Source organism: Mycobacterium sp. P4_H6 (assembly GCF_056400845.1).
Genome location: NZ_JBFUKN010000015.1, coordinates 43,371 through 63,085, shown reverse-complemented (window position 1 = coordinate 63,085; position 19,715 = coordinate 43,371). Strand labels below are relative to the sequence as shown.

The window sequence follows — 19,715 nt, the reverse complement described above, 5'->3', positions numbered from 1 at the left end:
ACGGCCAGTTGGTGCGCCATACATACGCGAGTTTCTGCGTCGCGGCAGGGATTCCGCCACTGCAGCTGTCGCGATTCATGGGTCACGCTAAGGTGACCACGACTCTGTCGTGCTCGATGACGACAACTCTGAAACGATGGCCGCGCTCGAAGCGATGAACAGGCCTGTCGCCACAAGACGTGAGCTCGTAAGACTGGTAACGGTGAGAGCATTGCCGATCTGTAAATTTCGGCGACGTTGAACCATCGCCAAGTGAACACGATCACAAGCGCGTCCAACGTGGTGTCGATTCGAGGCCGGACTTAGTCCCAATCCCACTTGTCCGCGGCGAGCAGTCGCCGCCCTTCCGGTATGAAGCGTGAGAGGCGACGTTCCGTACTCATGCCGGTAGCCCATTTGGTAACCATTGAAGGGTCATCCCAGAATTCACGCCAAGTCTCAGCGATGCCAAAAGTGTGCGGAGTTTCCCGCGCGATATGGTATCCAAGCCCCATCGCGAACACTTCAAAAGCCGTGTTTAGAAACGATCCGGTCGGGCGCTCTCGCGCTCCATCCCACTTACGAAATATATCTTCGCCTACTGCGGCGTTGAGGATGCTGAAAGTTTCCTCAAAGACGGCGGTTAGGCGTTCTTGGTCGTGGGGGAATCGCTCAGCCATCTCAACGGATTGATCGTCTAGAAAAGCCGAGAAACCCCGAAGGTCATTCTGGCGAATGTGCTCTCGGTCGTGCAATGCGAGGAAGCGGAGTACCAGTTCGATGTCATACTGTTCGGTCTGCAGTTTATCTGGAAGCTGTACTGTGTTGACGAACGGCGGGTATTTAGAAAGAGATTCGATCCACCCGAAAAAGCGCGTGTTTACGCTAACGAGCAGGCAGCTCCGTAGTTCTTGCGATGTCAGCTGCGATCCGTAACTATTTAGGCGCTGGAAAAGATCATACTTAGTGTCGGTCGAAGAGTCTCTTTCAATGATTTGAATGTCCAGACGAGCTTTTTTGATATCGCGCTGAACCGTCAAGCTCAGATTATCCTGGTGATTCGCCGCGTCCATCCACTGCTTTCCATCGAGGGCGGGCAGGTACTTCGTGCCATGCAGTTTCAACGGCGGAAGTAATTGTCCATCGTTGTTTAGCAACACTCCTTGCAATTCAAGAATCGTCGAAACGCGTTGAAGCCCGTCGACAAGCTCCCAAACGCCGCCTGGAGTGGTGGACACAAATATTGGCGGCAGGGGTATCCCGAGAAGAATACTTTCGACCAGTCGCGACTTCTGATCCACATCCCACCTGAAGAACCGCTGAAACTCAGGATGGACGATGAGCTCTCCGTCACGGTACTGAGAAGTAAGTTCTCCTAAGGACATTGAGTAACGCTCAGTTTTGATATAGCGACGACGTTTTAGAACTTCACGGTCGAGCGCATCCGCCTTTGGTGTGGTCATTGCTATGCCCATCCCTCTAGTTCGGTAAGTTCCCGTGCCAAGTTCTCTAGGTCAGGGAAAATCATGCTGTCTGTGAATCCGAGAAAAGATAGATCACGCTTCAACGACTCGCGATCGCCCACAAACTCAAATTTGCGTAGATATCGGTCCCACGGTATGTCCGCGGTAGGCATCTCATCCATGGCGAGCCATTCATCGCCTGCCATCGTAAACGTGCCTCGTTGGGCGACAATTCTATTACTGTTGTGAATTCCGTATATAGCGACTGGATGCTTGGCACGCTTGGCGATGATGCGAGTTGGGTCGACGACGGGGGCCCATCGGTTTTGTTCTTCGTCGGCGACTGTAAGAATTCCGACCCCCGAGTCCGCTAATTGAGGGATATGTGAGTTCCATCCGAAGGGGTCAAACATCCAAATGGTAGGTCGGGCGTCCGCGTTTCTTGCCGGTAGCGCTGCGAAGTATGCGGCCACGAACAGGTTTTCGGACCAATCCAGTAAACGCGTGGGGCAGCCATGATGTTGCATTGAGAATAGATGTTCCCACGTACCCTGGGGGTAACCTGCTGGCCAAAAGGGGAGGCTGCGTTCGCGAAAGCGGGCCATCAGGCGCGCCTCGCGGCCGTAGACATCACCCATTGGCCGTGGATCGTCGCGCATGATCTTCGGTATTAGCTTGTATTCGTGTGACGAATGACCGCGGAACCAACTTGGTCGAGAAGGTTGATCGTCGTTTCGGTGCTTCATTGTGAGGTCGATCAGTTCTGAAATCGACTTGAACTCGAAAGCTTCAGGCACCGCATTCCCCCTTTGACGTTGGCGCCAAAGATACCGGCCGTGATGCGATGGCGTGTCGCAAGACCAGCAAACCGTTGGGGCGACGGCGTCTCGCGCAGTCACGGTCAACCGACGGTCAAAAATGGATCTTGAGGGGCTGCGTGAGGGAGGAAGACCTTGTCTGGCTGGTGCGTCGTGGAGCCGATGACGGGAATCGAACCCGCGTATTCAGCTTGGGAAGCTGATGTTCTGCCATTGAACTACATCGGCATGCTCGATCAGGAAGGCTAGCACCCAGTTCGCGCCAGTTCATGAGTTGGGGGATCCATGAAACGTTTCGCCGCCACCGCCGCAGCCGTGCTTGCCATCATCACCGCACCGAGCGCAACAGCCACACCCGCCGAGGGCGACGTCGAACGCACCGACCTGGCCAGCGGCACCAGCTCCGAGCCGGTGCAGATCGACACCACCGGCCCGACCACGCTCTATGTCCAGGAACTGCTGCTGCACCCGCCGTCGAGCAGCGGCTGGCACACCCACCCGGGCCCGGAACACACCGTCATCACCGGTGGCACGGTGTCCATCCAAACCGCCCAGCAGTGCGCGCCGACGCCCTATCTCGCCGGGCAGGCCATCTTCATTCCGGCGGGCGTGCCGCACATCGTGCGCAACGACAGCCCGCACGACGCCAACGCCGTCGTCACCTACACGCTGCCCGCCGATGCGCCCGTGCGCGTGGACGCGCCACCGGCATGTCCATGACCTGAGGCGGTTACGCTCGTCGCGTGCTGCTCTCCGATCGCGATATCCGCGCCGAGATCGCCGCGGGCCGGCTGGCGCTGGACCCGCACGATGACTCCCTCATCCAACCGTCGAGCATCGACGTGCGCCTGGACAGTCTGTTTCGGGTGTTCAACAACACCCGCTACACCCACATCGACCCGGCGCTACGCCAGGACGATCTGACCACCCTGGTCGAGCCCAAGGAGGGTGAGCCGTTCGTGCTGCACCCCGGGGAGTTCGTGCTCGGGTCGACGCTGGAGCGCTGCGCGCTGCCCGACGATCTGGCCGGCCGGCTGGAGGGCAAGTCCTCGCTGGGACGGCTCGGGCTTCTGACGCACTCGACGGCGGGATTCATCGACCCGGGGTTCTCCGGGCACATCACCCTGGAGCTGTCCAACGTCGCCAACCTCCCGATCACGCTGTGGCCGGGCATGAAGATCGGGCAGCTGTGCCTGCTGCGGTTGACCAGCCCGGCCGAGCATCCCTACGGCTCCTCGGCGGCCGGATCCAAGTACCAGGGGCAGCGCGGGCCGACCCCGTCGAAGTCCTATCTGAACTTCGTCAAACCCTGAACCCGCGTAGGGTTTATTTCGTGCTCTAGCTAACGCCGCCATGTGTAACGGAGGCGCTGCTCACGGCGATGAACTATCTAGTTGCCGGTTTGTGTCGAGTGCTCGGCGTCGACGAAATGAGCTACGTAGCAAACACTTTGGAGGGGTAAAGTGGACATCGTATTAGGTGTGTCGATGACACCTACCACGGTGCGTATGGTGCTGGTCGAAGGCGAGAAGGGCGACGGCGCGACCGTCGACCACGATGTCTTCGAGGTATCGGCATCGGGTGACTCAGCAACGCTCAACGCGGCCGATCAGGTCGTCCAGGCGGTGCTCGGAACCCAGGAGAGCGCGCAGGCCGGCGGACACCATCTGAAGTCGATCGGCGTCACCTGGACCGATCACACCGACGCCTCCGCGCTGCGCGAGGCGCTCGACGCGCACGGCATCACCGACGTGATGCTGGTGTCCGAACTGCACGCCGCCGGCGCGCTGGCGCAGGCGGCCGGGCGCGCGGTCGGCTACAGCTCCACGGCCCTGCTGTTCCTCAACCGCGACACCGCCACCTTGTCGGTGGTGCGCGGCGATGACGGCTCGGTGGTCAAGGTGCTCAGCCGCAGCCTGCACAGCACCGACGCGATGGCCGTGCTCGCCGATATGGCCGCCGCGGTGGCCGGGCAGGACACCGCCCCGGAGGGCATGTTCATCGTCGGCTCCGGTGTCGACGTGGCCTCGGTGAAAGCGCACCTGAGCGATCTCGTCGACATCCCGGTCAGCGCGCCGGAGGAATCCGGACTGGCGCTGGCACGCGGCGCCGCCCTTGCCTCGGCCAGCGCGCCCGCCTTCGAGGCGTCCACCGTCGGGCTGGCCTACTCGCTGGACCCCGACGGTCCCACCGCGGGTTCGGTGCTCGCCGCAGCCGACACCCAGCTGGCCCCGGCCTCGGTCCCGAACTACGTCGACGTCCCCGACGATATCGCCGGCCTGGACGTGGAACCCGCGCCCGAGGGGCACAAACCCTTCCTCCTGGTCGGCAGCATGGCGTCGATCTTCGTGATCGGCGTCGTCGCACTGGCGGTCTCGTTGGCCGTCAGCATCCGCCCGACCGCCGATGAGCGGCCCGCCCCGGCGCGCGCTGCGGTGGCACCGAGCGTGCAGGCACCCCCGCCCGCCGCGGTGCCCGAGGCCCGTCCCGTGCAGCCCGCCCCGGCTCCGCCTCCGGCGGCGGCCGAGACCATCAAGGCGCCCATCCCCGTCGTGCAGCAGGCCCCGCAGCAGGCGCCGCGCCAGGTGTACGTCGAACGGGCTCCCGCGCCGCAGGCACCTGCCCCGGCTCCGGCGGCCCCGCCGCCCGCTCCGGCCCCGGTCGCGCCGCCCGTGGTCCCGCCGGTGTGGACACCGCCGGTAGTGCTGCCGCCGCCGGTGATCGTGCTGCCGCGCCCGCAGTGGCCGGTCTGGCGTCCGCCGTGGGAGCAGAAGCCGCAGCAGCCGCAGCGGCCCGACTATCCGGACTATGACGACGACGATTACCCGAATTACCCGCAGCAGCCGCAGCCTCCACAGCCGCAGCCGCAGCAGCCCAAACCGCAGCAACCGCAGTGGCCCTGGCCGACCGGCGGTAACGGTGGAAACGGTTCGGGCGGAGGCAATTCCGAGGGTTCCCGCGGTGACTCCGGTTCACGCAGTGACTACGGCCGCGGCGATTCCGGTGGCCGTGGCGGCGGCCCCGGGGGTCAGGGTGGCGGTGGCCAAGGAGGCAACTGCTTCCTGATCTTCTGTAACTGACATTTCTCCACAGGTCGGGCCGCGTCTTCGGGCGCGGCCCGATTTTTGACCTGCCCCGCTTTACGATCGGCAAGTGGATTGCTTTACGATCGGCAAGTAGACCACGAGGGGGATGGGCCATGGACGCAGCGGGCACCCGCGCGCGGCTCATCGATGCCGCAATCGAACTGTTTCAGCAGCACAGCTTCGCCGGTACCTCGCTGCAGATGATCGCCGATGAACTCGGCCTCACCAAGGCCGCGATCTACTACCACTTCCGCTCCCGCGAGCAGCTGCTCACCGGAGTCGTCGAGCCGATCTTCCGGCAGCTGGAGACCGTCGTCGACGCCGCCGAGGGACTGCGCAGCGTGTCGGCCCGGGCGGACGCCGTGCTCTGCGGCTACGCCGAGATGGCGGTCCGACATCGCGCGCTGGTCTCCGTGCTCGGCGGTGACCCCAGCGTCATCCGCCAACTCAGCACCCAACCCGGCTGGGCCGAACTCATCGAACGACAGATGAGCCTGCTCGCCGACGTCGAACCCGGCCCCGGCGGACTGGTGAAGGCGGCCGTCGTGGTCGGCGGCATCGCCGGCGCCGTCGGGCCCGCTTGGATCAGCATCGACGACCACGACCTGCTCGGCCATCTGGTCGAGACCGGGCGACGGACGTTGGGCCTGCGTGCCCCACGGCGTTCGCCCGCAACCGATTCCACGAAGGGAACCAGATGAAGACAGCAGTGGTCACGGGCGGCGGATCCGGTATCGGGCGGGCCATCGCGCAACGCTTGGCGGCCGACGGCTACAACGTCGCCACCCTCGATCTGAACGCTTCCGGCGAGGACTTTTCCTTCACGGCCGACGTGACCGACCGCGTCCAGGTCGACGCCGCACTGGACCAGATCCGCGAAAAGCTGGGCCCGGTGGCGATTCTGGTGAACTCGGCAGGCCTGGACGGCTTCAAGCAGTTCACCGACATCACCTTCGAGGAGTGGCAGCGGGTGATCAACGTGAACCTGCATGGCGTCTTCCACACCGTGCAGGCCGTCCTGCCCGACATGATCGACGCGGGTTGGGGGCGGATCGTGAACATCTCCTCCTCCAGCACGCATTCCGGTGTGCCGTTCATGAGCCACTACGTGTCGGCCAAGTCGGCGGTCAACGGCCTGACCAAATCGCTGGCCCTGGAATACGGCCAGTTCGGCATCACCGTCAATGCGGTGCCGCCAGGCTTCATCGACACCCCGATGCTGCGCGGCGCCGAAAGCCGGGGATTGCTGGGCGATATCAACGACACCATCGCCGCCACGCCCGTGCGGCGGATGGGCAGGCCCGAGGACATCGCCGCGGCCTGCTCGTTCCTGATCTCGGAGGAGGCCGGCTACATCACCGGCCAGATCCTCGGCGTCAACGGCGGCCGCAACACCTAACGCGATGCCTGTTTGAGCATCCCGTCGAACCCCTGCCACAGCAGCATGGACACCAGCTCGACGACCCGTTCGCGGGGCACCTCGCGGTTCTCGTACCACCAGGTGGCCACCCCGTGGCAGGCCGACTGGGTGGCGCGCGCCAGGATCCAAGCCGAATCGTCGAGGCTGATGCCCCGCACCGAGGTGGTGTCACCGGCGCCGAACCGGATCAGGTCGGCGATGGCCGCGGTGCCGCGGTCGGCGATCTCCTGGACCACCGCCGCGGTCTGTGGGTCGGCGGGGGGATCGCGGTGCAGGAAGCGCCACATGAACGGATCGGCCTCGACGAACGCGAAGTAGTTCGCGATGCTCGCGCGCACCAGTTCCTCGGCGCTGGCGCCTTCGACCCGGCGCAGCGAACGCTCCCGCAGTTGCTCGGCGTGCAGCTCCAGCACCGAGATGTGCAGCTCGCGCTTGGAACCGAAATGGTCGTAGAGCACCGAGGGCACCACGCCGGCGAGCTTGGCGATGTCCTGCATCTTGGCCTCGGCGAATCCGTGCTCGGCGAAGGCTTCGACGGCCGCATCGAGGATGCGGGCACGCCGCTGTGCCGCCGGGATCCGAGTCCTTGCCATACCGAATTGTAATTCGGTAGGCTGCCATCACAGTACCGAACCACGATTCGGTTTCCCGGCGGGCAGGAGCGAAGCGACCCGGGAATCAAAGGGGATGTCATGAAGCAACGCCCGATTCAACAACGTCTGCACTGGCTGGCGATGCACGGCGTCATCCGCGGGATATCCAAGGTGTTCGCCCGCCGCGGCGATCCGCAGGGCCGGCTGATCGCCGACCTCTCGGTGCGGGCAGACCCGGTCGCGTTCACCGAGGAACTGCGCGCCCAAGGCCCCATCGTGAAGGCCCGCGTCGTCTACATGAGCGTCGACCACAAGATCTGCAGCGACGTGCTGCGCTCCGAGGACTTCCGCGTCATCGCGCTCGGATCCAACCTGCCCAAACCGTTGCAGTGGGTCATCGACCGCACCAAACCCGATGTGCTGCACCCCTTGCAGCCGCCGTCCATGCTGTCGGTGGAGGCGCCGGATCACACCCGCTACCGCAAGCTGGTGTCCTCGGTGTTCACCACCCGGGCCGTGGCCGCGCTGCGGGACAGGGTGCAGGACACCGCCAACCGGCTGCTCGACGACCTCGCCGACGAGGGCGGCACCGTCGACATTGTGGCGCGGTACTGCGGGCAACTGCCCGTCACCGTCATCGGCGATATCCTCGGGGTGCCCGAAGACGCCCGTCCACACATCCTGGAATTCGGTGAGCACGGCGCGGCAAGCCTGGACATCGGGCTGACCTGGCCGCAGTACAAGGTGGTCAGCGGAGCCGTGCAGGGCTTCAACGACTGGCTGTCCGCGCATCTGGAGGAGCTGCGGCGCAATCCCGGTGATGACCTGATGAGCCAGATCATCCGCGCCTCGGAGGCCTCCGAGGAAGGGCCGCTGACGCAGCGCGAGCTGGTGGCCACCGCCGGGCTGGTGCTCGCTGCCGGCTTCGAGACCACGGTCAACCTGCTGGGTAGCGGGATCCGGCTGCTACTGGAACACCCCGAGCACCTGCAGACGCTCGCCGAACGTCCCGAACTGTGGCCGACGGCCGTCGAGGAGATCCTGCGGCTGGAATCCCCGGTGCAGCTCAGCGCCCGCATCGCCGTCAAGGACGCCGAACTGGGGGGCATGCACGTGCCCGCGGGCGCCGGGATCCTGGTCTACATCTCCGGCGCCAACCGCGACCCGAACGTCTTCACCGATCCGCACCGCTTCGACATCGAACGCGACAACGCCGGCAGGCACCTGTCGTTCTCCGGCGGGCGGCACTTCTGCCTGGGAGCGGCGTTGGCCCGCGCCGAAGGCGAGGTCGGGCTGCGGACGTTCTTCGAGCGCTACCCGAACGCGCGGCTGGCCGGTGACGGCGCCCGCCGGGATACCCGGGTGCTGCGTGGGTGGTCCAGCCTGCCAATCGCCCTCGGCGACTCCCGCACCGCGCTACGGTCGTAAGCGTGGATTTCCGAGCCGCCCTGCTCGAGCAGACCAAGACCTTCGGTGACCTGATTCGCGACGCTGACCCGTCGACGCCGGTGCCGACCTGCGACGAGTGGACCTTGAAACAGTTGTTCCGCCATGTCGGACGCGGGAACCGTTGGTGCACACAGATAATCGCCGAGCGCCGCACCGAACCGTTGGACCCGCGCGAGGTGTCCAACGGTAAGCCGCCCGAGGACATCAACGAGGCCGTCGACTGGCTCAACGACGGTGCGCAGGCGCTCATCGACACCGTCGAACGGATCGGCCCGCATGCCAAGGTGTGGACCTTCGTCGGCCCGCACATCCCGGGCTGGTGGATCCGGCGCCGGGTGCACGAGCAGGCTGTGCACCGCGCCGACGCCGAGATGGCGCTGGGCAGGGAGTTCACCTTGCCCGCCGAGTTGGCCGCCGACGGTGTCAGTGAATGGATCGACCTGGCGACCGCACGGTATGCACCCATCGAACGCGGCCAGACGCTGCATCTGCACGCCACCGACGACGGCCTGGGCCCGACCGGCGAGTGGACCATCGTGCACGACGAGGACGGGGTGTCCTGGTCGCATGCGCACGGCAAGGGCGACGTGGCCGTGCGCGGGCCGGCCGTCGATCTGCTGATGGCCATCACCCGCAGACGCACCGCCGCCGACGCCGGCCTGGAGGTCCTGGGCGACGCCTCGGTATGGGACGGCTGGCTGGCCAACTCGCCGTTCTAAGGTTGCAGCATGAGCACCTCGGAAATCGCCACCGTCCTTGCCTGGCACGACGCGCTGAACGCCGGCGACAACGACACCCTGCTGGCCCTGTGCAGCGACGATGTCGAGGTCGGCGACTCGAACGGCGCGTTCCAGGGACACCAGGCCCTGCTGGACTGGGTGCAGAACTCCGGCCGCGGCGTCGTGGAGGTCGGCAGGCTCTACGTGCATGACGGCGTCGTCGTCGCCGAACAGACCGCCACCGGGGCCGACGGCGTGGCCGACGCATCGGCGTTCCGGGTCGTGCACGACCACGTCACCTCGGTGTTCCGGCACGAGACGCTGGAGGCAGCGCTGGCCGCGACGGGCCTGTCCGAACGGGATCTCGACACCTAGATGCGCGGCATCATCCTGGCCGGCGGATCTGGCACCCGGCTGCACCCGATCACCCGGGGGATCAGCAAGCAGCTGCTGCCGGTCTACGACAAGCCGCTGATCTACTACCCGCTGAGCACCCTGATGATGGCGGGCATCCGCGACATCCAGATCATCACGACCGGGCATGACGCTGCGGCGTTTCACCGGTTGCTCGGCGACGGTGCCGATCTCGGCATCAACCTGACCTACGCGGTGCAGGATGAACCCGACGGACTGGCGCAGGCCTTCGTCATCGGCGCCGATCACATCGGTAACGACACGGTGGCACTGGTGCTGGGCGACAACATCTTCTACGGTCCCGGGCTGGGCACCGGGCTGCGACGTTTCCAGAATGTCAGCGGCGGAGCCATTTTCGCGTACTGGGTGGCGAACCCGTCGGCCTACGGTGTCGTCGAGTTCGACGCCGACGGCAGGGCGCTGTCGCTCGAGGAGAAGCCGGCCAAACCGAAATCGCACTACGCGGTGCCCGGGCTGTACTTCTACGACAACGACGTGGTGGAGATCGCCCGGTCGCTGCAGAAGTCGGCGCGCGGTGAGTACGAGATCACCGAGATCAACCAGATCTATCTGCGCCAGGGCAGGCTGTCGGTGGAGACCCTGGCCCGCGGCACCGCCTGGCTGGACACCGGGACCTTCGATTCCCTACTGGACGCAAGCGATTTCGTGCGGACCATCGAGCAGCGCCAGGGCCTGAAGATCAGCGCCCCCGAAGAGGTGGCGTGGCGGCTGGGCTTCATCGACGACGAGCAGCTCGCCGAGCGGGCGCAGGGACTGCTCAAATCGGGTTATGGGACCTATCTGTTGGAGTTGCTGCAGCGGTAGGGGTCGACAGCACCGCCGCGATCGCGGTCGTCAACGGCACCGAAAGCGCCAGTGCGATACCGCCGACCGCGGAACGCGCGATCTCGATGGCCACGCTCTCGCTGACCAGCACATCACCCAGCGACCGGTTGGCCACGCTGAACAGCAGCAGCAAGGGCAGCGCGCTACCGGCGTAGGCGAGCACCAGGGTGTAGACGGTGCTGGCGATATGGTCGCGACCCACCCGCATCGCGCCGAAGAAGACCGCACGCCGTGACTCGCTGTGCTCGGCGAGCTCGAAGGCCGTCGATGCCTGCGTCACGGTGACATCGTTGAGCACACCGAGCGAGCCGATGATGAACCCGGCCAGCAGCAGTCCGGTGATCGACACGCCGCCGAGATAGGTCGCGACGGCGTTGTTCTCCTCCTCGGACAACCCGGTCAACTGCGTCAGTTCGATTGCCGCCCAGGACAACACGGTGGCAAGCACCAGTGAGGTCAAGGTACCGAGCAGGGCGGCGCTGGTACGCAGGCTCACGCCGTGCGCCAGGTAGAGCACGGCGTAGAGGATCAGCGACGAGGCCACCAGCGCGACCGGAATCGCGTCGGCGCCGTCGCGCAGCGCGGGCAGCATGAACACCACCAGCACCCCGAACGCGACGACGATACCGATCAGCGCCCGCAACCCGCGCCAGCCGGCGATCGCCACGACCACCACCGCGAAGGCGGCCGCCAGCGCCGCCAGCGGCCACGCGCGCTCATAGTCGTAGAACGAGTAGGCCGTGGTGCCGGTGGGATCGACCGCGCGGGTGATCCGGATGTCGTCGCCGACCGCCAGCTGCGGCTGGCCGGGACCGCCGCTGAACTCCAGCAGGGTGTACGCCCCGGCGTTGGGTCCGGAGTCGATCGCGATGAACGCCTGGGTGCAGTGCGTGTCCGCGCCGATGGTCGCGGCCGGCGGGGCGGTGATGACCACCCCGACCGACGGGCCCCCGCATTGGGCGGCGCTGACGGACTGCACCTGCCCGGCTTCGGTGCTGACGCTGCCGCCGGCGGAGCTCTGGAACGGCAGCGGGATGTCGACCTTCTGTTGGCTGGGCCACAACCAGGCCGCGCCCGCCAGCGTCAGGACGCCGAGAGCGATCAGCAGGCCGACCACGATCCGGGCGGCCAACGGGCCCAGCGGTGCCGGACCGCTCAATGAGTGGGAATGCGAGTGTGCCACCGCAACAGCGTAGGCGGYGCCTCGGCTACTGCCGGTAGCTCACCAGGAAGTTGCCGAGGCGTTCGATGGCGCTGGCCAGATCACGCGACCACGGCAGCGTCACGATGCGCAGGTGATCCGGTGTGGGCCAGTTGAATCCGGTGCCCTGGGTCACCAGGATCTTCTCCTGCAGCAGCAGATCGAGCACCAGCTGCTCGTCGTCGTGGATGTCGTAGACCTCCGGGTCGAGCCGGGGGAAGGCGTACAGCGCACCCTCGGGCTTGACGCAGGAGACACCGGGAATCTCGTTGAGCTTCGTCCAGGCGGTATCGCGCTGTTCGAGCAGCCGGCCACCGGGCAGCACCAGGTCGTCGATGCTCTGATGGCCACCGAGGGCCACCTGAATCGCATGCTGGGCAGGCACATTCGGGCACAACCGCATGTTGGCGAGCAGATTGATGCCCTCCAGGAAGCTGCTCGCGTGCTCCTTGGGTCCGGTGATCACCAGCCAGCCCGAGCGGTATCCCGCCACCCGGTAGGCCTTGGACAGGCCGTTGAACGTCAGGCACAGCATGTCGGGTGCCAGCGTCGCCAGGCTGATGTGCTTGGCGTCGTCGTAGAGGATCTTGTCGTAGATCTCGTCGGCGAGCAGCAGCAGCTGATGCTTGCGCGCGAGTTCGACCATCTGCTCCAGGATTTCGCGGCTGTACACCGCGCCGGTCGGGTTGTTCGGGTTGATCACGACCAGCGCCTTGGTGCGGTCGGTGATCTTTGATTCCAGGTCGGCGATATCGGGATTCCAACCCTGGGTCTCGTCGCACATGTAGTGCACCGGGGTGCCGCCGGCCAGCGCCGTGGACGCCGTCCACAGCGGGTAGTCCGGTGCCGGGATCAGGACCTGGTCGCCGTTGTCGAGCAGGGCCTGCAAGGTCATGGTGATGAGCTCGGAGACGCCGTTGCCCAGAAAGACGTCGTCGACGTCGAACTTCGGGAAGCCCTCGACGAGCTCGTAGCGGGTGAACACGGCGCGGCGGGCCGGGATGATGCCCTTGGAGTCGGAGTAGCCCTGCGCGTGCGGCAGCGCACCGATGATGTCGCGCATGATCACATCGGGGGCCTCGAAGCCGAACGGCGCCGGGTTGCCGATGTTGAGCTTGAGGATGCGGTGCCCCTCGGCCTCCAGACGGGAGGCCTGCTCGTGTACCGGGCCGCGGATCTCATAGAGAACGTCCTGCAGCTTGGTCGACTGAGCGAACGTCCGCGGGCGCGGCTGCTGGCTGGAATGCCACGTCTTGTCAGGCAGCTGATGGGTACTCACGGGCTCAAGTCTCCCACGGGTTCGCAAACCGATTTTCTGGCCGAAGTAACAATTCGACACCCGCGCCATAAATTGACGGGCATAACCGGTGCGTATCCGCGGTTTTTCGGTGGCGCGGTGCTATTTTCCGGATCATTATGACGTCGATAACACGTTCGCTGGGCGCGGCATTCGGGATCACTGTGGCTGTCGGTGTGGCATTCGCCGCCGCTGCGCAGGCTGAACCACCGCTGCTCAATGGCGCCTATTCCGGCGCGGAGGGTGACCCCGAGAACGTCTGGAACATCGCGAGTACCTGCGGGCCGGCCGGTTGCGCGGGGACTGTCGCCAGCAATGCGGGCTGGACAAGCCCGATGACGTTGACCAATGGCATTTGGTATTTCTCCGTCACCAAACCCGACGGATTCATTTGTCCGGACGGCAGTTTCCAGCCGGCCGTCATTTCGATGGAGGTCGACCCGGTGTCGCTGCGCGGCATCTTGTCCGCCGATTCCAATGGCGCGTGTCCGGGCGGAATCACCAGTGCGACGCCATTCCAGCTGAAACAGGTCTCCTGAACGAAGTTGCGCACATTCCGTAACGGTGAGCGTTACGGAATGTGCGCAAATCGCGGATGGAGCTGAGAGTCAGCGCTTGCCCGGTCGGCGGGTGCCCTTGGCGATACCGAGACCCTTGACCGGTGCTTCGTCGCCGACGACGCGGTCCGCACCGCTGGAACCGTTCGACGACGGCTCGGCGGCCGGTGCCTCGGGTGCTTCAGGTGCGTCGTCGACCACCTCGGGCGCGGCCTCAGCGACAGGTTCGGCGGCGGGCTCCGCCGCGGGAGCCGGCTCAGCAGCCGGCGCCGTGGGCGCTGCCTTCTTCGCACCCGGACGGCGTGCGCCGGCGGCGATACCCAGACCCACGACCGGCGGCTCTGGCTTGGCCGGTTCCGCGGGCTGAGCGGGCTCGGCCGCAGGCGCCTCGGCGACCGGGGCCTCCTCGGCCTTCGGAGCGGCCGGCGCGGCCGCTGCCGGAGCAGCCTTCTTGGCACCCGGACGGCGTGCGCCCGAGGCGATCCCGAGTCCCTTGACCTCGGGTTCGGGCGTGGCAGGTGCGGCCTCGGCGGGGGCTTCGGCAGCCGGAGCGGCCGCAGCAGCAGGTGCAGCGGGCGCGGCGGCCTTCTTGGCGCCCGGACGCTTGGCGCCCCCGGCCAATCCGAGCCCCTTGACCGGTGCCGCGGGGGCGGCGGCCTCAGCAGCGGGTGCGGCCTCGGCAGCAGGTGCAGCGGGCGCGGCGGCCTTCTTGGCACCGGGACGCTTGGCGCCCCCGGCCAATCCGAGCCCCTTGGCCGGTGCCGCGGGGGCGGCGGCCTCGGCAGCGGGTGCGGCCTCGGCGGCCGGAGCAGCGGCCTTCTTGGCGCCCGGACGCTTGGCGCCCCCGGCCAATCCGAGTCCGGTGACCGGAGCTGCGGCGGCCGCAGCGGCCGGCTTGTCGGCCTCCTCGACCTCGTCTTCGACGGCGGGAGCAGCCGCGACAGCGGCCGCTTCCTGCTCGGCCTCCAGCGTGGCACGGGCCTCGGCGCGTTCTGCGGAAGCCGCTGCGGCGGTGCCCTTTTCGGGCAGCGTGTACAGGCTGGTGTCCAGCGAGTTCAGCAGCAGCTGCGCGACGTCGAGCACTTCGACCTTCTCGATGTCCCGGGCGGCGGCGACGTCGTCGACACCGTCGGTGATCATCACGCGGCAGAACGGGCAACCGGTCGCGATCGCGGAGGCGCCGGTGTCGATGGCCTCCTCGGTGCGCTCGGTATTGACGCGCTTACCGATGTGCTCTTCCATCCACATCCGGGCGCCACCGGCACCACAGCACAGGCCGCGGTCCGCGTGGCGGGGCATCTCGGTGAGCTTCGCGCCGGCCGCGCCGACCAGCTCACGCGGGGCCTCGTACTCCTTGTTGTGCCGGCCCAGGAAGCACGGGTCGTGGTAGGTGACTTCCTGGTCGACCGAGGTCACCGGGATGAGTCGCTTGTCGCGGACCAGGCGGTTCAGCAGCTGGGTGTGGTGCACCACGGTGTAGTTGCTGCCCAGCTGCGGGTATTCGCGGTTGATCGTGTTGTAGCAGTGCGGGCAGGTGACGACGACCTTGCGGTCGACGGCTTCGACGCCCTCGAACAGCTCGTTGATGGTCTCGACGTTCTGCGCCGCGAGCTGCTGGAACAGGAACTCGTTACCGGCGCGACGGGCGGAGTCGCCGGTGCAGGTCTCTCCGGTGCCCAGCACCAGGTACTTCACGCCCGCGGTGGCGAGCAGTTCGGCGACCGCCTTGGTGGTCTTCTTGGCGCGGTCCTCGTAGGCGCCGGCGCAGCCGACCCAGAACAGGTACTCGAAACCGTCGAACGAGTCCACGTCCTCGCCGTAGACCGGGACGTCGAAGTCGACCTCGTCGATCCAGTTGGTGCGGTCCTTGGCGTTCTGGCCCCAGGGGTTGCCCTTGTTCTCCAGGTTCTTGAACAGCACGCCGAGCTCGCCGGGGAACTCGGATTCGACCATGACCTGGTAGCGGCGCATGTCCACGATGTGGTCGATGTGCTCGATATCGACCGGGCACTGCTCCACGCAGGCACCGCAGTTGGTGCAGGACCACAGCACGTCGGGATCGATGACGCCGCCCTGCTCAAGGGTGCCGACCAGCGGCCGGGTCGCCTGCAGCGGGGAATCGGCCGGGATGCGCTCGAAGCCGGACTCGGGCACGTGGTCGTGCGAGTGCTTCTCGTCGTGCTTCTCGCCGCGGATCTCCTCGCCCAGACCACCCTCGGGGGTGTTCTCGAGCGGGCTCTCCTTGCCGTCGAGGAAGTACGGCGCCTTCGCGAACATGTGGTCGCGCAGGTTCATGATCACGAGCTTGGGGGACAGCGGCTTGCCGGTGTTCCAGGCCGGGCACTGCGACTGGCAGCGGCCGCACTCGGTGCAGGTGGTGAAGTCGAGGTAGCCCTTCCAGCTGAAGTCCTCGATCTTGCCGCGGCCGAACACCGCGTCCTCGGCGGGATCGTCGAAGTCGATCGGCTCGCCCTTGTGCTCCATGGGCAGCAGCGGGCCCAGGCCGTCGGGCAGGCGCTTGAAGGTGACGTTGATGGGGGCCAGGCCGATGTGCAGGTGCTTGGAGTGCAGCACGATCAGCAGGAACACCAGCATGACGCCGATGTGACCCATCAGGGCGAGGGTCTCGATCCACATGTTCGCGGTCGCGCCGAGCGGGGCCAGCAGCCAGGCCATGCCATCGGAGAGGAAGGCGCCGGACTGGTAGGGGAACTCCTCGCCGAGCACGTTGACCGCGGCGCCGCGGAACAGCACGTAGGTGGCGATGACCAGGAAGATCATGAAGAGGATCTCCCACGCGCCGCCGGTGTGCGAGCCGTAGAAGCGGGAGTCACGGCCGATCTTCTTGGGCTCGCGGGTCAGACGGATGATCGCGAAGGTCAGGATGCCGAGCAGCACCATGAGGGCGAAGAAGTCCTGCAGGAATCCCAGGACGGCCCAGCGGCCGACGAACGGGATGTGGAACTCGGGGTCGAACAGCACGCCGAAGGCCTCGACATACACCGAGCCGAGGACGAAGAAGCCCCACATGGTGAAGAAGTGCGCGATACCGGGGATCGACCATTTGAGGAGCTTCGACTGGGCGAAGACTTCCTTGTTCTGGTTCAGGAAGCGCTTGACCAGATCGTTCTTCCGGCCGCGCTCGTCGCCCACTTTCTGGCCTGAGCTGATCAGCTTCGTCAGCCACAGCACGCGCTTGGCGGCGAACACCAAGACGACGGCGGTCATCAGCATTGCGAGGACCAACCTGCTCACTTCGAGCGTGTGCTGCACCGCGTGCCTCCCCGAGGTTTAAGTTACTAGCCGGTAACTTGAGTATAGTTACTGAGCGGTAACTTAGGCTATTTGCCTGCTCATAGTTACATCACCGTTTGTCATACCGCTAGCAAGGCTGACCTAACTCACTAGTTGGTCGCCTCGAGGGACGGGTGCCCGAGCTCAGGCGGGGGTGCCCAGAAGTGCGCGCAACATCGACAACATCTCCGAGCGGGACTCCGCTCCGAGGCGGCGCCGGATGCGTGCGACGTGATGTTCGACGGTCTTGGCCGAGATGAAAAGTTGGCTGCCGATATCGCGGTAGGGCATACCGAGCAACAGCAATTCGGCGACCTCGCGTTCGCGGTCCGACAGTCGCGATGACGGCGCCGCGCCGGCACGCGGGACGGCTCCCGGCGGCCGCGCGGCGTCGGCGAAGGTCTCGCGCGCATCCGGACCGTCCGGGGCGTCGGGGGTGGTGGACTTCAGGTCCCGCGCGAGTTGCAGCATCACCCCSGACACCCGGGGATCAGGTGTTTGCAACGCGGCCTGACTGGCCAGCCGGGTCGCATCCCAGGTCAGCCCGAACTGTGCGAGCGCGCGGGCGGCCAGCGTCACGTCGTCGACGTCGACCTGGTTGGCGAGCACCCGCAGCCACGCCCGCCCGGCGGTGGCCAGCGCCCGCGCATAGGTGCTGTCGGCGGCCGCGGCGGTGAGGGCCTGACCGTGCGGGGCGACCGCGTCCGGTGAATTGGCCAGGATCCCGGCGTGCACCCCGGACCAGTGCAGCGGCACCGACCACAGCGGCGGCCGGCCCAGCGTGTCCAGCAGGTCCAGTGCGTCATCGAGGTGATGTTGCAGCCGGTCCACCAGGCGCAGCCGGGCGGCCGCGACCCACAGTTCGCCCAACGGCAGCAGCGAGAACAGGTCCACCGAATACTCGGCCAGCACCTCCATGGCGGCATACCAGTGCTGTTGCWTGGCGCCGGTGTCACCGGCGCGCCGCGCGATCGCGGTGCGTAGCGCCGCCGACCAGAGCGCGTCGCGGCGGTGCAGGGCCGCCGGGTCGACCGCGGCGGCATCGGCGGCGGCCCGGTTGAGCTGGCCGTCCAGCATCCGGGTCCAGCCCAGCAGCAGCCGGTGCCGGTGAGCGCTGAAGACCTCGCCGTGCCCGGGTTCGGCACCGGCGGCGCGCCCGATGATGCTGCGGGCGCGAACCGGATCGCCGCCGTGCAGCGCTGCCAGGGTGACCAGGGCGGCGGGGCTGTCCGGCGCGACCCGGGTGGACGACCACTCCGCGGTGATCGCCTGACTCAGCCGGCCGATGGCGGTCGGGAACGGCCGATCCAAGGTGTAGAGCAGTCCTTCGGCGAGGCTGCGGGCCGCGCGCGCGGTGGAAGTCGGCGGACCGCTGTCCTCGACATCGAGTGCGGCCCGGGCGGTGGCGATGTCACCGGTGGCGACCGACACCACAGCGCCCGCCGAACCGATGAATGCATCCGGGTACGGACCGAGCCAGCGGAACAGGTCGGCTGCCGCGGTGGCGCTGCCGTCATGCATGGACACACTCGCCGCGATCCGCACCGCCGCGGCACGCTGCGCGGGGTCGGCGGAGCCCAGTAGGTCGTCGGCCAGCCGCGCGGCGGTTGCACAGTCACCGGTCAGCGCCAGCGCATCGCCGAGTTCGGTGCTCAGCTGGGTCGAGCCGGCATCGGATGCCGCGCGGTACAGCCGCGCCGCCCGCGCGGGTTCGTCGCGGTGCCGCGCCGCCAACGAGGTCAACGCCTCGGCCAGCCGGCCGTCCCGCAGTCCGTGTTCTGCTAGTCCGAGCGCGAGATCGGCTGACAGCGTGGTCATGTCGAGCTGCGACTGCAGCAGCGCAATCTCGGTGTCATGGTGGCGCGCGGTGCCGACGATCTCGGCCACCGCCTGATGCAGGGTGCGCCGGAACGCTCGGTGCCGGCCCGGCTCCAGCAGCCCACTGGCCCGGGCGCGATCCACAAGTGCTTGGGCCGCAACGGCTTCCACCCGCAACGCGGCGGCGATATCGTCGGGCCCGAGACGCGGATCCAGTGAGCACAGCAGCAGGGTGTCGAGCACCGGTTGATCGAGGCGGCGCAATCGTTCCACGAGCGCGAACCGGGCAGCGTCGGCCGGTGCGTCGGCGCCCTCCGCGGCCGCGAGCAGGAACGGTATCCCCGCCGTCGCGGCCAGCACGGCGTCCAGCTGCTCGACATGGGCCAGCTCGGCGGGCGTGCGGGCACCCAGTATCACCGCGGGATTCTCCCGGGTCAGCGCCAGCGTCAGTGCACGCAGGGCGCCGTGGTGGGCCAGTGGTTCGGCGGCCACGACGACGGTGCGCCCCGGCTCGGCGGCCCGTTCGCACAGCAACGCGAGTTCGTCGTCGCCGAGCAGATGGGCGTCATCGACGATCAGGGCGCCGGGGCTGTCGTCCGCGGGCCGGCTCAGCACCGGCACGCCGGCCTCCCGCAAGGCGGTGCGCACCGTGCTGAGCAGTGTCGTCTTACCGGCGCCGATACCCCCGGAGATCAGCACCTTGACCGGCTCGGAGGGAGCCGCGATCAACGCCGCGATCGCACCGGAGTCCGAGCCCACGA

Annotated in this window: 17 protein-coding genes and 1 tRNA gene; 10 read left to right on the top strand and 8 right to left on the bottom strand. The window is 66.8% G+C overall.

Annotated elements, in window-relative coordinates:
- Nucleotides 1-302: 302 nt before the first annotated feature.
- The 3 genes from AC1DTF_RS08765 to AC1DTF_RS08755 form a co-directional block, all read right to left on the bottom strand.
- Entirely contained in the window at nucleotides 303-1,442 is a 1,140-nt protein-coding gene (locus AC1DTF_RS08765; RefSeq protein ID WP_477473793.1) for a GmrSD restriction endonuclease domain-containing protein, read from the bottom strand.
- Nucleotides 1,443-1,444: 2 nt separating this feature from the next.
- On the bottom strand, nucleotides 1,445-2,239 hold the full coding sequence (locus AC1DTF_RS08760; RefSeq protein WP_477473792.1) for an FRG domain-containing protein: 795 nt from the start codon (nucleotides 2,237-2,239) through the stop codon (nucleotides 1,445-1,447).
- A 175-nt stretch (nucleotides 2,240-2,414) separates the two neighbouring features.
- Nucleotides 2,415-2,488: transfer RNA gene (locus AC1DTF_RS08755), tRNA-Gly, on the bottom strand.
- 57 nt (nucleotides 2,489-2,545) lie between these two features.
- Here AC1DTF_RS08755 and AC1DTF_RS08750 point away from each other — a divergent pair.
- From AC1DTF_RS08750 to AC1DTF_RS08730, 5 genes are all read left to right on the top strand, one after another.
- A complete protein-coding gene (locus AC1DTF_RS08750; protein WP_477473791.1) occupies nucleotides 2,546-2,980 on the top strand; it encodes a cupin domain-containing protein in 435 nt (144 codons plus the stop codon).
- A gap of 23 nt (nucleotides 2,981-3,003) precedes the next feature.
- Complete coding sequence (gene dcd, locus AC1DTF_RS08745) at nucleotides 3,004-3,573, top strand: dCTP deaminase (RefSeq protein WP_057170319.1); 570 nt, start codon at nucleotides 3,004-3,006, stop codon at nucleotides 3,571-3,573.
- A 150-nt stretch (nucleotides 3,574-3,723) separates the two neighbouring features.
- Nucleotides 3,724-5,340: a DUF7159 family protein gene (locus tag AC1DTF_RS08740; RefSeq protein WP_082614452.1), complete on the top strand. Its 1,617-nt coding sequence runs from the start codon at nucleotides 3,724-3,726 to the stop codon at nucleotides 5,338-5,340.
- A 119-nt stretch (nucleotides 5,341-5,459) separates the two neighbouring features.
- Nucleotides 5,460-6,047, top strand: a complete 588-nt coding sequence (locus tag AC1DTF_RS08735; protein WP_477473790.1) for a TetR/AcrR family transcriptional regulator — start codon at nucleotides 5,460-5,462, stop codon at nucleotides 6,045-6,047.
- Nucleotides 6,044-6,745 carry an SDR family NAD(P)-dependent oxidoreductase gene (locus tag AC1DTF_RS08730; protein ID WP_477473789.1) on the top strand — a complete coding sequence of 234 codons (702 nt, stop codon included), beginning with the start codon at nucleotides 6,044-6,046 and terminating at the stop codon, nucleotides 6,743-6,745. The genes AC1DTF_RS08735 and AC1DTF_RS08730 overlap by 4 nt, the downstream gene beginning before the upstream one ends.
- Here the strand turns inward: AC1DTF_RS08730 and AC1DTF_RS08725 are convergent.
- On the bottom strand, nucleotides 6,742-7,359 hold the full coding sequence (locus AC1DTF_RS08725; protein WP_477473788.1) for a TetR/AcrR family transcriptional regulator: 618 nt from the start codon (nucleotides 7,357-7,359) through the stop codon (nucleotides 6,742-6,744). The genes AC1DTF_RS08730 and AC1DTF_RS08725 overlap by 4 nt on opposite strands.
- 99 nt (nucleotides 7,360-7,458) lie before the next feature.
- Here AC1DTF_RS08725 and AC1DTF_RS08720 point away from each other — a divergent pair, with 99 nt between their 5' ends.
- The 4 genes from AC1DTF_RS08720 to rfbA are packed head-to-tail and all read left to right on the top strand — an operon-like array spanning nucleotide 7,459 to nucleotide 10,766.
- Nucleotides 7,459-8,787: a cytochrome P450 gene (locus AC1DTF_RS08720; protein WP_477473787.1), complete on the top strand. Its 1,329-nt coding sequence runs from the start codon at nucleotides 7,459-7,461 to the stop codon at nucleotides 8,785-8,787.
- A gap of 2 nt (nucleotides 8,788-8,789) precedes the next feature.
- Complete coding sequence (locus tag AC1DTF_RS08715) at nucleotides 8,790-9,527, top strand: maleylpyruvate isomerase family mycothiol-dependent enzyme (RefSeq protein WP_057170313.1); 738 nt, start codon at nucleotides 8,790-8,792, stop codon at nucleotides 9,525-9,527.
- Between the two features lie 9 nt (nucleotides 9,528-9,536).
- Nucleotides 9,537-9,902: a nuclear transport factor 2 family protein gene (locus AC1DTF_RS08710; protein ID WP_057170312.1), complete on the top strand. Its 366-nt coding sequence runs from the start codon at nucleotides 9,537-9,539 to the stop codon at nucleotides 9,900-9,902.
- Nucleotides 9,903-10,766 carry a glucose-1-phosphate thymidylyltransferase RfbA gene (gene rfbA / locus AC1DTF_RS08705; protein WP_477473786.1) on the top strand — a complete coding sequence of 288 codons (864 nt, stop codon included), beginning with the start codon at nucleotides 9,903-9,905 and terminating at the stop codon, nucleotides 10,764-10,766. It abuts the gene before it with no gap.
- On the opposite strand, the gene AC1DTF_RS08700 is transcribed toward rfbA, so the two are convergent.
- On the bottom strand, nucleotides 10,720-11,970 hold the full coding sequence (locus AC1DTF_RS08700) for a YibE/F family protein (RefSeq protein WP_477473785.1): 1,251 nt from the start codon (nucleotides 11,968-11,970) through the stop codon (nucleotides 10,720-10,722). The genes rfbA and AC1DTF_RS08700 overlap by 47 nt on opposite strands.
- A gap of 25 nt (nucleotides 11,971-11,995) precedes the next feature.
- Nucleotides 11,996-13,336: a pyridoxal phosphate-dependent aminotransferase gene (locus tag AC1DTF_RS08695; RefSeq protein WP_156409398.1), complete on the bottom strand. Its 1,341-nt coding sequence runs from the start codon at nucleotides 13,334-13,336 to the stop codon at nucleotides 11,996-11,998.
- A gap of 125 nt (nucleotides 13,337-13,461) precedes the next feature.
- Here AC1DTF_RS08695 and AC1DTF_RS08690 point away from each other — a divergent pair, with 125 nt between their 5' ends.
- Entirely contained in the window at nucleotides 13,462-13,824 is a 363-nt protein-coding gene (locus tag AC1DTF_RS08690; protein ID WP_235571585.1) for a hypothetical protein, read from the top strand.
- 69 nt (nucleotides 13,825-13,893) lie between these two features.
- Here AC1DTF_RS08690 and AC1DTF_RS08685 read toward each other — a convergent pair whose 3' ends face one another.
- Together AC1DTF_RS08685 and iniR are read right to left on the bottom strand one after the other, a co-directional pair.
- Complete coding sequence (locus AC1DTF_RS08685) at nucleotides 13,894-17,076, bottom strand: (Fe-S)-binding protein (RefSeq protein WP_477473812.1); 3,183 nt, start codon at nucleotides 17,074-17,076, stop codon at nucleotides 13,894-13,896.
- A gap of 204 nt (nucleotides 17,077-17,280) precedes the next feature.
- On the bottom strand, nucleotides 17,281-19,713 hold the full coding sequence (gene iniR, locus AC1DTF_RS08680) for an isoniazid response ATPase/transcriptional regulator IniR (RefSeq protein ID WP_477473784.1): 2,433 nt from the start codon (nucleotides 19,711-19,713) through the stop codon (nucleotides 17,281-17,283).
- Nucleotides 19,714-19,715: the final 2 nt, after the last annotated feature.